At 57.5% G+C, this 14,329-nt stretch carries 13 protein-coding genes; 6 read left to right on the top strand and 7 right to left on the bottom strand.

The window, feature by feature from the left end:
- Window positions 1–3 precede the first annotated feature (3 nt).
- The 3 genes from gshB to rsmI all read right to left on the bottom strand — a co-directional run bounded on the left by gshB (window position 4) and on the right by rsmI (window position 2,258).
- Window positions 4–939, bottom strand: a complete 936-nt coding sequence (gshB, locus tag O2N63_RS05055; RefSeq protein WP_456298401.1) for a glutathione synthase — start codon at window positions 937–939, stop codon at window positions 4–6.
- Between the two features lie 111 nt (window positions 940–1,050).
- A complete protein-coding gene (locus O2N63_RS05050; RefSeq protein ID WP_271053144.1) occupies window positions 1,051–1,404 on the bottom strand; it encodes a YraN family protein in 354 nt (117 codons plus the stop codon).
- The gene (rsmI, locus tag O2N63_RS05045; RefSeq protein ID WP_271053143.1) at window positions 1,404–2,258 is read right to left on the bottom strand and encodes a 16S rRNA (cytidine(1402)-2'-O)-methyltransferase; all 855 of its coding nucleotides are present in this window, start codon (window positions 2,256–2,258) and stop codon (window positions 1,404–1,406) included. Before rsmI ends, O2N63_RS05050 begins: the two co-directional genes overlap by 1 nt.
- A gap of 87 nt (window positions 2,259–2,345) precedes the next feature.
- Here rsmI and O2N63_RS05040 point away from each other — a divergent pair, with 87 nt between their 5' ends.
- From O2N63_RS05040 to murJ, 3 genes are read left to right on the top strand one after another with little or no spacing between them, the layout of a single operon-like run.
- The gene (locus O2N63_RS05040) at window positions 2,346–3,521 is read left to right on the top strand and encodes a penicillin-binding protein activator (RefSeq protein WP_271053142.1); all 1,176 of its coding nucleotides are present in this window, start codon (window positions 2,346–2,348) and stop codon (window positions 3,519–3,521) included.
- Window positions 3,430–6,291, top strand: a complete 2,862-nt coding sequence (locus tag O2N63_RS05035) for a [protein-PII] uridylyltransferase (protein ID WP_271053141.1) — start codon at window positions 3,430–3,432, stop codon at window positions 6,289–6,291. The genes O2N63_RS05040 and O2N63_RS05035 overlap by 92 nt, the downstream gene beginning before the upstream one ends.
- On the top strand, window positions 6,288–7,832 hold the full coding sequence (murJ, locus tag O2N63_RS05030) for a murein biosynthesis integral membrane protein MurJ (protein WP_271053140.1): 1,545 nt from the start codon (window positions 6,288–6,290) through the stop codon (window positions 7,830–7,832). The genes O2N63_RS05035 and murJ overlap by 4 nt, the downstream gene beginning before the upstream one ends.
- Window positions 7,833–7,946: 114 nt before the next feature.
- Here murJ and O2N63_RS05025 read toward each other — a convergent pair whose 3' ends face one another.
- Window positions 7,947–8,645: a rhomboid family intramembrane serine protease gene (locus O2N63_RS05025; RefSeq protein WP_333780723.1), complete on the bottom strand. Its 699-nt coding sequence runs from the start codon at window positions 8,643–8,645 to the stop codon at window positions 7,947–7,949.
- Between the two features lie 128 nt (window positions 8,646–8,773).
- Between O2N63_RS05025 and trpS the strand changes: the two genes are divergently transcribed.
- Window positions 8,774–9,799 carry a tryptophan--tRNA ligase gene (trpS, locus tag O2N63_RS05020; protein ID WP_271053139.1) on the top strand — a complete coding sequence of 342 codons (1,026 nt, stop codon included), beginning with the start codon at window positions 8,774–8,776 and terminating at the stop codon, window positions 9,797–9,799.
- A 138-nt stretch (window positions 9,800–9,937) separates the two neighbouring features.
- A complete protein-coding gene (locus O2N63_RS05015) occupies window positions 9,938–10,579 on the top strand; it encodes a TIGR02453 family protein (RefSeq protein WP_271053138.1) in 642 nt (213 codons plus the stop codon).
- Here the strand turns inward: O2N63_RS05015 and hisG are convergent.
- The 3 genes from hisG to hisS are packed head-to-tail and all read right to left on the bottom strand — an operon-like array spanning window position 10,576 to window position 13,914.
- A complete protein-coding gene (gene hisG, locus O2N63_RS05010; protein ID WP_271053137.1) occupies window positions 10,576–11,274 on the bottom strand; it encodes an ATP phosphoribosyltransferase in 699 nt (232 codons plus the stop codon). The genes O2N63_RS05015 and hisG overlap by 4 nt on opposite strands.
- A complete protein-coding gene (locus O2N63_RS05005; RefSeq protein WP_271053136.1) occupies window positions 11,271–12,365 on the bottom strand; it encodes an ATP phosphoribosyltransferase regulatory subunit in 1,095 nt (364 codons plus the stop codon). Before O2N63_RS05005 ends, hisG begins: the two co-directional genes overlap by 4 nt.
- Entirely contained in the window at window positions 12,358–13,914 is a 1,557-nt protein-coding gene (hisS, locus tag O2N63_RS05000) for a histidine--tRNA ligase (RefSeq protein ID WP_271053135.1), read from the bottom strand. Before hisS ends, O2N63_RS05005 begins: the two co-directional genes overlap by 8 nt.
- Before the next feature lie 177 nt (window positions 13,915–14,091).
- Here hisS and O2N63_RS04995 point away from each other — a divergent pair, with 177 nt between their 5' ends.
- Window positions 14,092–14,301, top strand: a complete 210-nt coding sequence (locus O2N63_RS04995) for a SlyX family protein (RefSeq protein WP_271053134.1) — start codon at window positions 14,092–14,094, stop codon at window positions 14,299–14,301.
- Window positions 14,302–14,329 lie beyond the last annotated feature (28 nt).

The following is a 14,329-nucleotide window of genomic DNA, read 5'->3' as shown; positions in this document are numbered from 1 at the left end:
GGGCTATCCGACTTTGGCCTCGATGGCCTGCCAGATCAGTTCGGCGGTATTGGTACCATCAAAGCGTTCAAGTTCCTGAATGCCGGTGGGTGAGGTCACGTTGATCTCAGTCAGGTAGTCGCCAATCACGTCGATCCCCACAAAGATCTGGCCTTTTTCGCGCAGAAGCGGGCCGATGGCGGCGCAGATTTCGATGTCGCGTTCGGTCAAGCCAATCTTTTCCGGGCGTCCGCCGACATGCATGTTCGATCGGGTTTCACCAGCGGCGGGCACCCGGTTAATTGCGCCAACCGGTTCGCCATCCACCAGAATGATACGCTTGTCGCCATTCGATACATCAGGCAGGAATTTCTGCGCGATCAGCGGCTCGCGGTTGATGCCCATAAAGAGTTCATGCAGCGAAGCTAGGTTGCGATCACCATGTTCCAAGCGGAACACCCCAGCGCCGCCATTGCCGTAGAGAGGTTTCAGGATGATGTCCCCGTGGGTGTTCTTGAAAGATTTCAACGTGTCAAAATCACGGGCAATCATAGTTGGTGGGGTGAGATCCGGGAATTGCAATACCAGCAGCTTTTCCGGGTAGTTGCGCACCCAGAAGGGATCATTCACCACCAGCGTCTTTGGGTGAATCATGTCCAGCAGATGGGTGGACGTGATATATCCCATGTCAAAAGGAGGATCCTGGCGCAGCCAGATCACATCCCAATCCGCCAAATCAATATCCTCCTGCGGCCCCATGGTGACGTGGTTGCCCTTCTCACGGCGCAGCTCAATGCGATGCCCCCGCGCCATCACATGCCCTTCACGGAAGCTCAAATGGTCTGGTGTGTAGAAAAACAGTTCATGCCCACGCTTTTGCGCCTCTTCGGCAATTCGAAAGGTGCTATCTGCATCGATATCGACCCGGTCAATGGGGTCCATCTGAAGGGCGACTTTCAGTGACATGCTGGCTCCTGTGCGGCTCCTGAGTGTTTTGTCTTACATGGAGCAGCCAAGTGTCGAGATCAATGGCAGAAGCAAAATTGCCTGCGTTTGTGGGTTGCACCTAACTCAATAGGCAAACGCATTTTCCAGAATTCTACGTTCTCCTGATTGATTGACCAACGCCACATCAAATCGCATCGGTGTCAGCAATCCCTTTGGATGTTTGGCAACAAACTCGCTGGCGGCCCCAAGAATGCGATGCATTTGCCCGCGGCTGACCCGTTCAGCGGCACGGGCGAAATCCCGGGCCTTCTTGACCTCTATGAAGATGAAGCCGTCTCCGTCTGTCGCCACGATGTCAATTTCACCGCGAGACCCGCGCCAACGACGGGCGGCGATCCCATGCCCCTTGCTGACATAATCCGCTTCGATCGTTTTTTCCGCAGCAAGTCCCGCAAGGTAAGATGTTTTTCCTGACATCAGTCTTTCTCCAGCTCCAGTGCCGCCTGATAAACTTTGCGGCGAGGCAGTCCCAATGCTTCGGCAACAAAGGCCACGGCATCCTTTTTTGACATCTCACCCATCGCTTTCCGCAAGGCCTCTTCCATAGTATCTTCCTGAACCTCTTTGGCCTGATGCCCGATGACCAGAACAATCTCACCTTTTAGTGTCCTGTCCTGAAGTGCGTCAAAGAGCTCCTGAACTGACCCGCGCAACACCTCTTCGAATCGTTTGGTCAATTCTCGACAGATCGCAGCGGGACGGGTTTCCGCTTTAAGAGAGCAGATTTCTCCTAACAGGCGGTTAATCCGCTTTGGGCTTTCGTAAAGAACAAGGGTTGCCTCGACCGCCAATACCTCGGCCAGCCAAGTCTTTCGGGCGCCTTTGGCTTGAGGGGGGAAACCGGCAAAGAGAAACCTATCGGAGGGAAGTGTTGACAGGCTCAGCGCGGTCAGTACCGCCGAGGCACCGGGGGCTGCGGTGACCACAGCCTCATCAGCGGCCACATCTCTGGCCAGCGCATAACCGGGATCGGCAACAAGTGGCGTGCCAGCCTCACTGACATAAGCCACCGAGCACCCTTCCGAAATGAGTTTCCGGATCCCATCTCGTCCGTTCTGACCGGAGTGGTCATGATAGGGTATCAGCTTGCGCCCCCCCAATGGAATTCCGTGTATATCCATAAGCTTACGCGCCGTGCGCGTGTCTTCGGCGGCAATCACATCAACGGATGCAAGGATATCAAGGGCGCGCAGCGTTATGTCGCGTGCGTTTCCGATTGGTGTCGCCACCAGATAGAGCCCGGCGTCGAGGGGAGAGTTTTGGGGTTTCACACTGGACCTGCTGTTTTTGGTGACTATTATGTTGGTGTCTTTAGGAGCGGCCTGGCCGCGCTATATGTATCCGAGAGAGGATGGTTCATGTTCGCTGTTTTCCAGCGTGCCCGCAAGTCAGCTGCGGCCGCGATTTCAATTGCTTCGCTCATTTTTCTAACGGCCTGTAATGTTCAGACCTCATCCGGCGGGGGACAGAAGATCAATCCGTCCAAACCCGTTCCCGTGGCCCTTCTGGTGCCCGGCGGATCTGGTTCTTCAACGGATGCGGTTTTGGCGTCTTCTCTGGAAAATGCTGCTCGGCTGGCGATGTCCGAACTTTCGGGTGTCACAATCGACCTGCGTGTCTATCACACCGCCGCAAATCCCAACCAATCGGCAGCGGTGGCGGTGGAAGCGGTGCGGGACGGGGCCAAGATCCTGTTGGGGCCGGTCTTTGCCAAGAATGCCAACGCAGCTGGGCTGGCTGTTGCCAGCCGCAATGTGAATGTGTTGAGCTTCTCAAACAACCCGACCATCGCAGGCGGTAATGTCTTTGTACTGGGCAACACGTTTGACAACACAGCCCGCCGACTGGTGAGTTTTGCCAAATCCCGAGGCAAAGGCAATATCATGGTCGTGCATGGCAATGACGGATCGGAAATTGCCGGTGCGGCCGCCATTCAGCGTGCTGTGTCTACCGCTGGAGCCACGCTGTCTGGCGTAAGCAGCTTTGAGCTGTCGCAGAATGGGATCGTTAACGCGATACCCGACATCAGCAGAAAAGTGAAAAACTCTGGTGCGCAGTCCGTATTCCTGACCTCGGGCACATCTGGCGCCCTGCCGTTCCTGGCCGGGCTTTTGCCGGAAAACGGTGTGGCACCGGGCAGTGTGCAACTGGTCGGATTGCAACGTTGGGACATTCCGGCAACTGCCACCAGTCTGCCGGGCTTGCAAGGGGGATGGTTTGCCATTCCGGACCCTGCTCTGAACGCTCAGTTCCGCTCGCGCTATGAAGCGCGGTATGGCACCCCGCCGCACCCGATTGCCGGGCTGGCCTATGATGGGATTGCCGCGATCGGGGCCTTGGCAAAATCGGGCCAATCCAACGCTTTGACCACCAGCGCATTGACACAGGCACAAGGTTTTGCCGGCGTGAACGGCATCTTCCGCCTGCGCGCTGACGGTACCAATGAACGGGGGCTTGCCGTGGCGCAGATCCAGAACAATAACGTTGTGGTCATCAACCCAGCACCGAGAAGCTTTGCCGGTGCCGGATTCTGACGCGTTAACACAGCCTTTCGCCCAGGCAGACGAGCTGATCTGCCCCCCCAGCGTCATTTTTGACGAGGGTGCCCTTTGGCGTGAATTGGTGCCGGATCTTGAGAATGCGAAAGATGATGCGGCGCGGCGGAAACTGACCGTCGCCGCCCTGAGAGATGCCATGAAGTCAGGGCGCAAGGTCATCGCAGATGCCCTGACCGAAACGCCGTTTGCGGCCTATCAGGCCACCGCATCTTATGCCTATCTGACCGATGGGATTGTGCGCAGTATCTTTCGCGTGGCGACGGAAATATTGCATCCGCTGAGCACGCCAACCAAATCGGAACGGATCGCCGTTTGCGCCGTAGGAGGATATGGGCGGGGTGAAATGGCGCCTCAATCGGACGTGGATCTGTTGTTCCTCACCCCCTATAAGATAACACCCTGGGCCGAGAGTGTGATCGAAAGCATGCTTTACATGCTCTGGGATCTGCGCCTGAAAGTGGGCCACTCCGCTCGCACCATCGAGGATTGCCTGCGGTTGGGGCGCGAAGATTTCACCATCCGCACCGCCCTTCTGGAACAGCGCGCCATCGGAGGGGACGCCAAACTTGCGGCAGAACTCACGGATCGGCTGTGGAAGGATCTGTTCAAGGGCACCTTGCCCGAGTTCATTGAAGCGAAGCTGGCCGAGCGGGATGCCCGCCACAAGAAGCAGGGTGGGCAGCGCTATGTTGTCGAACCCAATGTGAAAGAGGGCAAAGGTGGTCTGCGCGACCTTCAGACACTTTATTGGGTCGCGAAATACCAACACCGGGTGATGGACACATCGGAACTGGTGGGGCTAGGGGTCTTTACCGAAGAGGAATATCAAACCTTCCGCAAAGCGGATGAGTTCCTTTGGGCGACCCGATGCCAACTGCATCTCCTGACCAATCGCCCCACCGAACAGATCACCTTTGACCTGCAGGTCGAAATCGCCGATCGGCTTGGGTTCAAGGACAAGGGCGGGCGGCGCGGGGTCGAGCATTTCATGCAGGCCTATTTCCGCCATGCAACGCAAGTGGGTGAACTGACCCGCATCTTCCTGACCGCACTTGAGGCACAACACCTAAAGAAAGAACCTGCGCTGATGCGGCTTTTGAAGCGGCGCAAAAAGGTCAAAGCCGGATTTACCGTCAATCAAGGTCGACTGGATGTAGCCAAGCCCATCAGCTTTCTGTCCGACAAGCTGAACCTGCTCAGGCTTTTTGAGGAAGGTCTGCGCACCGGCATGTTGATCCATCCGGACGCCATGCGACTGGTTTCGGCCAACCTGCATCTGATTGATGACGAAATGCGGCAGGACAAGGAAGCGGTGCGGATCTTCCTCGACCTGCTTTTGAAGCACGGCAACCCGGAACGCGCCCTGCGCCGGATGAATGAACTCGGGGTACTTGCGGCCTTCATCCCGGAGTTTGAGCCGATCGTGGCGATGATGCAGTTCAACATGTATCATTCCTATACGGTGGACGAGCACACCATCCAGGTGATCTCGAATTTTGCCCGGATTGAGCGGCACGAGTTGGAGGACGAGCTGCCGATCAGCTCGGAAATCATCGATAAAGGGGTCAATCGCAAGACCCTGATGGTGGCGATGCTGTTGCATGACATCGGCAAGGGGCGGCCGCAGGACCATTCGGTGCTGGGGGCGCAGATCGCCCGTAAAGTCGCGCCCCGTCTGGGGCTGACACCGAAGGAGTGTGAAACCGTCGAATGGCTGGTGCGATATCACCTGCTGATGTCCGACATGGCGCAGAAACGCGATATTGCTGACCCGCGTACGGTGCGTGATTTTGCGAAGGCGGTGCGCTCGGTGCGCCGGCTGGATCTGCTCACCGTGCTGACTGTCTGTGATATTCGCGGTGTTGGACCGGACACTTGGAACAACTGGAAAGCCACGCTCATTCGCACACTTTACAACCAGACTCGTCGGGTTCTGGAAGGTGGGATGGAAGAGCTGAGCCGTGCAAACCGGGGGGCAGAGGCCAAGAAGGCGCTGCGCGACGCTCTGCCCGACTGGTCAGCCAAGGCATTGAAAGCAGAAACCAAGCGCCACTATGACGCTTATTGGCAGGGGCTGCATGTCACCGCCCATATGGTGTTCGCCGATCTCCTGCATGGCATCGGGGATGACGAGGTGCGGGTCGAGCTGGAGCATGACGAAGACCGGGATGTGACCCGTGTCTATTGTGTGCTGGCAGATCATCCGGGCATTTTCTCACGCCTTGCAGGGGCGCTCACGCTGGTCGGTGCCAACATTGTGGACGCGCGCACCTATACGTCAAAAGACGGCTATGCCACAGCCTGTTTCTGGGTGCAGGACGCCGACGGCAGCCCGTTTGACATCGGCAAGAAACGCCGCCTGACCCAGATGATCAACAAGATCCTGAAAGGTGAAGTTGTGGCACGCGAGGCGATGGCCGATCGCGACAAGATGAAAAAGCGCGAACGCGCGTTTAGAGTGCCCACCACCATTACCTTCGACAATGAGGGCTCCGAGATCTATACGATCATCGAAGTGGACACGCGCGACCGGCCCGGACTTCTTTATGACCTGACCCGGACACTCGCTGACAGCAATGTCTATATCGCATCAGCGGTCATCGCGACCTATGGGGAGCAGGTGGTGGACAGCTTTTACGTCAAGGACATGTTCGGCCTGAAATTCCACGCAGAGCACAAGCAGAAGGTTCTGGAAAAACGGCTGCAAGAGGCCATCGAAAAAGGGGCGAAAAGAGCACAGGCATGAAACCGATCCGCTTGATCTCCGGAGTGATGACCGTCGGATTCTGGACGCTCATGAGCCGCGTACTGGGGTTGGTGCGCGAAGTGTTCCTGCTCGCCTATATCGGCCCCGGCCCCGTGCTGGACGCCTTTGTAGCAGCCTTTCGCCTGCCCAATATGTTCCGCCGCTTCTTTGGCGAAGGCGCGTTCAATGCGGCTTTTGTGCCGATGTTTTCCAAACGCTATGAGGCGGGTGAAGACGCACAGGGATTTGCCCGCGAAGCGATGAGCGGGTTATCTTTTGTGCTGTTGATTCTGACCGGATTGGCGCTTTTGTTCATGCCCGCCCTCGTCTGGGCCACCGCAGGTGGATTTGCCGGAACCGAGAGCTTTGACCTGACCGTTGGGTATGGCCGGGTCATGTTCCCCTATATCCTGTTCATCTCACTGGCAGCCCTGGCCTCAGGGGTGCTCAATGCTGCGGGTCACTTTGCGGCAGCGGCAGCGGCCCCCGTGTTTCTGAATATTCTGGTCATTGGAGCCCTGTTGGCAGGCAACCTGTTCGGTGGCGAAGTGATCTGGTGGGTGGTTTGGATGGTGCCCTTGGCAGGCGTCGTTCATCTGGGCATCGTCTGGGTCGCAGCTCGTCGCGCTGGCGTCTCGTTGATGCCGGGACGTCCGCGCTGGACACCCGAGATGAAGCAGCTTGTAACCATTGCGATCCCGGCGGCCCTTTCTGGGGGTGTCATGCAGATCAACCTTCTGGTCGGTCAACAAGTGGCGTCGAATTTCGAGAAGGCCGTGGGGTGGCTTTATGCTGCCGACCGCCTCTACCAACTGCCATTGGGTGTTGTCGGCATTGCTGTCGGCATCGTTCTATTGCCTGATCTTGCACGCCGCCTGAGGGCCGAAGATCATGACGGCGCACGAGAGGCCTACTCCCGTGCCGGTGAAGTCTCGCTTGCGCTGACTGTGCCCGCAGCCGTGGCTTTGATTGTAATGCCGCTCCCGCTTGTATCCGTCCTGTTTGAACGCGGCCAGACCGGATCAGATGACAGTGCGGCCATTGCGATGGCGGTGGCGATCTACGGCCTTGGACTGCCGTCATTTGTCCTCCAGAAAGTGCTTCAACCGCTGTTTTATGCTCGCGAAGACACCAAAACGCCCTTCCGCTACGCGCTTTGGTCGATGGTGGTGAATGCGGTGCTGGCCATTGGTCTGGCACCGATACTGGGCTGGATTGCGCCAGCCATTGCGACGACGGTTGCAGGTTGGTTCATGGCGATCCTTCTGCTGATTGGCGGTCGTCGTTTTGGTGAGGTTGCACGGTTTGATGCGCGTTTCAAACGTCGGATCTGGCGGATCTCTTTTGCTGCCATTGGAATGGGAGCAGTCCTTTGGTGTGGCCTGTTGATCCTCGGGCCAGCGCTTGCAGCGACTGGCTGGCGTTACCTTGCTTTAGCTGGGTTGGTCGGTCTTGGCATGGTGAGCTATTTTGTAATCGGTCGGGCATTGGGGGCATTCTACCCACATGAGCTCAAGGCGGCGTTCCGGCGGGGAAGATAGTCCTTCACCCGGCAATAAGGGTGAAGGGGCGCTGCCCCTCGCCTCTTTGAGGCTCACCCCGAGGTATTTTTGGCAAGAAAAAAGTAGACCCGAGGGCTTGCCGGGCCGATTGGCTCAGCGTTGCCGAAGCCGCATCAACACTCGTTGCCATCCGCCTGGGCTGACCACAAACGACAGGCCAAATCCGGTTGCAAACCCTGCAATTTCTGCAACCCAGTCAATGCCTCCGCCAAAAATCAGACCAAACACAAGCTGGATACCGAGGAGGAACGCAATCAGCCTGAAAGCCTGCAACTGGTTGCCACCTGTGAGCGCGAGGTTGGTCCAGACGAGAAACGTATAGGCACCAATGAGGCCGTAAACGGCGGGGTATCCGCCATAGAGCACAATGGGCGAATTCCACACCCCCCAATAGGCCAGTGCCCCGACAATGGAAGACCCGAAGAAAATAATCAGAAAGGCGGGGGCAGAGAAGATTTCGCCTACCATCTTGCCAAGCGCCAGCACGAAGACCAGCACAAACAGCAGATGCATGAAGCTGAGATGCAAGAAGGGGTAAGTGAAAAATCGCATCAGGTCGGCCAGGGGGAAATGGCCGGTTTCCAGCATCCAGCTGAACAAAGGTGCGCGGAAACCCCAGTTCTCGATCGCTGAGATGCGCCAGCCCAGAGCTTCTTGGCCACCAACAAAACCGGAAGCCCCTGCTGCAAAGACAACTTCGATCCCAATCAGAAACACTGACAGAGCAATCACCACGGGCGGCAGCGGGTTCACTGCCTGATCATGCGGTTCTTGCGGTGAATTCATGCTCATTTGCCATGGTCCTTTGTTCTTCTGCAGCATTTGGACCCCGGTTTTGGGGGCCTTGCTTGACGGGGCTTGATCGCATGGGTAAGCGAGGTGGCACGGAAAATCCAGAACACTTCCATACGGAGAACCTCATGACCACACATACGCCGCGCATTTTTTCGGGGGTCAAGCCCTCGGGCGGGCTGACGCTGGGCAATTACCTTGGCGCCATCAAACGTTTTGTCGACATGCAGGGGCCGCAGTTTGAAACCATCTATTGTGTGGTGGATCTGCATGCGATCACCGTGTGGCAAGACCCGGCGGAACTGACCGATGCCACCCGTGAGGTGGCGGCGGGGTATCTGGCGGCGGGGATTGATCCCTCGCAATCGATCCTGTTCAACCAATCGCAGGTATCAGCCCATGCCGAGCTTGCGTGGCTCTTCAACTGTGTCGCGCGGGTGGGTTGGATGAACCGGATGACCCAGTTCAAGGACAAAGCGGGCAAGAACGCCGAAAAAGTCTCGCTTGGTCTTTACGCTTACCCGTCGCTGATGGCTGCCGACATCCTGCTTTACCACGCCACACATGTGCCGGTGGGAGAGGACCAGAAGCAGCATGTTGAGCTGACCCGCGACATCGCATCGAAGTTCAACCATGACTTCAAGGCAGAAGATTTCTTTCCGATGCCGGAGCCGATCATCGAAGGCCCAGCTACGCGTGTGATGAACTTGCGGGATGGGTCGAAGAAGATGTCCAAGTCGGGTGAAAGCGACATGGAACGCATCAACATGACCGATACGGCTGACACGATTGCGAAGAAGTTCAAGAAGGCCAAGACAGACCCGGAGCCGCTTCCGGAAACGCTGGATGGGCTGAAAGACCGCCCCGAGGCGCGCAACCTCGTGGATATTTATGCTGGCTTGTCGGAAGTCACACCAGAGCAGGTGATTGCCGAATTTGCAGGTGCGGGTTGGGGCAAGTTCAAGCCCGCGCTGGCAGATCTGGCGGTCGCCAAACTCGGTCCGATTTCCGAAGAAATGGCACGCCTGATGAATGACAAGGGTGAGATTGACCGGATCCTTGGTGAAGGGGCCGACAAGGCTGACGCCATTGCCCAGCCAATCCTTGATCGGGCGTATGACATCACTGGGTTCCTGCGCTCGCGCAAGCGGTGAGATCGCGCTGGGGGTATTGCACCCCCAGACCCCCGCAGGATATTTTTGGCAAGAGGAAGAGGGCGCGGATTTTCCGGCGCCCTTTTTTATTAAGGCAAGACTGGGGTAGGCTAGGGAAAACACTGGAGGCTTAGAAAAGTGTTTTCCCAAGAGAGTGTTGAGTTTCTGCGAGAGCTGGCAGCGCATAATGAAAAGCCATGGTTCGAGGCGAACAAGCCGCGGTATGTGACCCATGTGAGGGAAGCGGCCGCACAGTTTTCGGATGCGATTTGCCCCATTCTGGCGAGGCGATATGGCACCAGCGTGACGGGCAAGCTTTTTCGCATCCACCGCGACCTGCGCTTTTCCAAGGACAAGACACCTTACAATACGCATATCCACATGAGTTTCACTGACGGGGCCACCGGGGCCGCTTGGATGATCGGGCTGGAAATGGACCGGTTGGTGATTGGCTATGGTCTGTTTGCCTTTGACAAAGCTCGGTTGGACAAGTGGCGCGAGGTGGTGGCCGGATCTGCCGGGGTTCGGCTGCACGAGGTGCTTAATGACGCGCATGTGCAAGGATTGTCTCTTGACCCGCCAGAGTTAAAACGGGTGCCCGCCCCCTACCCGTCCGATCATCCGAACCAAGAGCTTTTGCGCCGAAAGGGAATTGCGTTATGGTCGGGAGATCTTCCGCAAGAAAAGGCTTTTGGAGAAGCGGCGGCCCATGATCTGGCCACCGCATTCGAGGTATTTGACCCGTTGCGCAATTGGCTCGTGGACAACCTGCCCGGCTAGCCCGCAATCCCAAGCGTGGTGGTGAGGGTTTTGAGCGTGGTGCGCTCCTCATCACTCCAATGCGCCTTGCGCGATTTGAACAGGGTTGCCTGGCTTTTATGCACCGGACCACCCCCAAGGATCTTGAGGTGGTTGGCCCGCAGGGTTTCCCCGGTTGAGGTGATATCGGCAATCGCCTCGGCGGTTTCGTTCTTCACCGTGCCTTCGGTCGCACCCTGACTGTCCACCAGCTGATAGTCCGCCACACCGTGATCCCGCAGGTGGTCGCGGATCAGACGGTGATATTTGGTGGCGATGCGCAGGCGGAAGCCGTGATTGGCCCGGAACTGTGCCGCCACTGCATCGAGGTCATCCAGCGTGTTCACATCCACCCAACATTTCGGCACAGCGATGATCAGGTCCGCATGGCCAAATCCCATCGGAGCCAGCTCTGTCACCTTGTCAGACCAGCTGGGCAGCTTTTCCCGCACCAGATCGGTGCCGGTCACACCCAGATGGATACGGCCCGCTGCCAGCTCACGGGGAATTTCGCCCGCCGACAAGAGCACAAGTTCAACCCCCTCAACACCGCGCACAGCGGCAGCATATTCGCGATCCGATCCGGTGCGCGCCAGCTCTACGCCGCGTGCGCCAAACCAATCGAAGGTTTTCTCCATCAATCGCCCTTTTGAGGGCACCCCCAGTTTCACAGTCATGACGATGCTCCCAGAAGCAAGGTGAGTTCGGGGCGGATCACACCACCAATGGCTGGAATATCCCTCCGCTCGCCGTTCTGATGGCCAAGTACTCGAGTGAGGGCGTCATAACGTCCGCCGGTGGCAACAGGTTGCAGATCAGGACGGGTTTCAGCGTAAAATCCAAAAACAAATCCGTCATAATACTCCATCGAGGTGCGCCCATAGGAGCCTTCGAAGTCGAGGTTTTCCACATCCACACCACGCTTCGCCAGCGCCTCGGTGCGGCGCTCCATCCGGTCCACCGCGTCAGCGATCGCAGGCATGTCCACGGCTATATCTCGCAGATGTTCCAATACGTTACCTGTGGTTTCCCGCAGCGCCAGAAGATCATCGAGAAGTTCGACTTCACCGACCGAAATTGGATCAGCGGCGGTGTCTTCACGCAAGGTTTCAATGCGAGTGGTGATCTCGGAAGGGCTGCGTAGGCCAATTTGTGGGGCGTCCACCTTCATCGGATCGTCCTTGGCCAAAAGCGCTTCTCGCCCCTCAGGCAAAGGTGCACGCCCGGCAAAACGATCAAGCAACGCCCGGAAGCGGCGTGGACGCCAGATGTGGCGCTCAAGCGCTGCCTTGCGCCGCTCGGTGGTCTTGAGACCACGCACAGCTGCCAACAACAGGCCCAGATCCCCGGTCGCAGCGCGCAGGTTCAGGGGCGCGAGTACGTCTTTCACAAGCGCAAACACCTCAGCGTCCGCCTCAACAGGCGCTTCGCGATCAAACACCTCATACCCCACCTGAAACTGCTCAGGTGCGCGGTTGGTGATGTCGTCCTGAGCGCGGAAAACCTCGCCCATGTAGGTGTAGCGCGCGGGCTCCGCCCCTTCAGCCATGTGCATCTGCACAACAGGCACGGTAAAATCAGGGCGCATCATGACCTCGCCCTGCACCGGATCATGCGTCACATAGGCCCGGGCGCGAATATCTTCACCGTAAAGGTCAAGCAATGTACCTGCCGGTTGCAGGATGTCCGCTTCAACCACTTGCGCGCCCTGTTCCTGAAAGAACCCGAGCAAGCGGGCAGCTTCGCCGCGAATAAGTGACTTATCCATCGTTCTCAGCCTCAAGAATTTCGCGCACCTTGGCGACCATGTCACTGCGGGCACATTCGAACTGGCTTGGGCGTTCCTTCCACTCTTCCAAAGTGGCGCTTTCAGCAATCTTTGCCCCCAGCACGAGATCCTTGATCTGGATTTTGCCCGCGTCGAACTCGTCACTACCCGCGATGATTGCAACCGGAGAGTTGCGTTTGTCCGCATATTTAAGCTGGTTGCCGAAGTTCTTCGGATTGCCCAGATAGACCTCCGCCCGGATGCCCGCCTGACGCAGCTCGCCCACCATGGCCTGATAGTCGGCAAGGCGGGATTTATCCATCACGGTCACCACCACCGGCCCCTGCCCGTCATTGCTCAGACGCCCTTTGGCTTCGAGCGCGGCAAGAAGGCGATCCACACCGATGGAGACGCCAGTCGCCGGAACAGCCTGACCGGTAAACCGTTTCACGAGGTCGTCATAGCGTCCGCCCCCGGCGACCGACCCGAACTGGCGCTTGCGGCCCTTTTCGTCGAGGATTTCGAAAGTCAGTTCCGCTTCATAAACCGGACCAGTGTAATAACCAAGGCCACGCACAACTGAGGGGTCGATGACGATCCGGTCGGGGCCATAGCCCTGCGCTTCTAGCAAATCCACAATCTGCTCAAGCTCATCTACGCCTTCCGTTCCTACTTTCGAACCATCCAGCAGCGCCCGCAAATTGCCAATGGTAGCCTCATTGCTTTCGCCGCGCGCACCCATAAATGCAACGACACGAGAAGCGTCTTGGTTTGAAAGTCCTAAACCTTCAATGAAAGCACCGGATTGGTCTTTTCGACCAGTCGTGAGTAGCTCGACAACTCCATCCGCACCCACTTTGTCGAACTTGTCGATTGTCCGAAGGACAGCGTCTGGATCGGCAAACTGCCAATCGCTCATCCTTGTTTCGAGTGCATCCTCAAGATTCCTTGGAAGAGCCCTAGTAACTTCGTTGTCAATCAACAGGCCTTCTAGGATACCGTTCATGACCTTGCGATTGTTCACCCGCACCAGATAGTCGCCGCGCGGGATACCGACGGTTTCCAGCGTATCGGCCAACATTGCACAGATCTCGGCATCTGCCGCCATCGACGCCGTGCCCACAGTATCCGCATCACATTGATAAAACTGACGGAAACGACCCGGCCCCGGCTTTTCATTGCGCCAGACCGGCCCCATCGCATAGCGGCGATAGGGGGTGGGCAACTCATTGCGGTGCTGCGCATAGACGCGCGCCAGTGGCGCAGTCAGGTCATAGCGCAGGGCCATCCAATCGCCATTGCCCTTCTCGTCAAACTCCTGCCAGGCAAAAACGCCCTCATTGGGGCGATCCACATCAGGCAGGAACTTGCCCAGTGCTTCAACCGTTTCCACGGCCGAACTTTCCAGCGCGTCAAATCCGTAGCGATGATAAACCGCAGCAATCTGATCCAGCATATGTTTGCGCCGTGTTACCTCGGTGCCGAAGTAATCACGAAACCCCTTGGGCGTTATCGCCTTGGGGCGGGGCTGTTTCTTTTGCTTGGCCATCGCTCTGGTCCCATCGTTTATCTACGCGGGCGGTCTAGCCGATGGGGGCGACTGGGGCAAGGCAGGCAGCAAGGAAAGCCATTGGTTTCGCCCCTTTTCCAACTGATTTCCACGCGAATTGCCCCGGTCGATGGAAAGGGGCTAGGATAAAGTCCCGAAACCCGTTATCTGGCCGACATGTCAAATGATCGCCTCACCCAGCTGGAAGAAACCGTCGCGCACCTCACCAAACAGGTCGAGGAGCTTTCAGACGTGATCGCCCGGCAAGATGTTGAGCTGGCAAATATGACCCATCGCGTCCAGATGCTGATGGAGCGTGAAGCCCAGCGTGAAGCGGGCGGCATCGGTGGCGTAATCCTCGGCGACGAACGCCCGCCGCATTACTAATACGGCGCCCCTACTTCCTCTTGCTAAA

Origin of the sequence: Aliiroseovarius salicola, assembly GCF_027891095.1 — a bacterium.
GTDB classification, from domain to species: domain Bacteria; phylum Pseudomonadota; class Alphaproteobacteria; order Rhodobacterales; family Rhodobacteraceae; genus Aliiroseovarius; species Aliiroseovarius salicola.
Note: the sequence above shows the minus strand (reverse complement) of the source record. Positions and strands in the feature narration are given on the sequence as shown.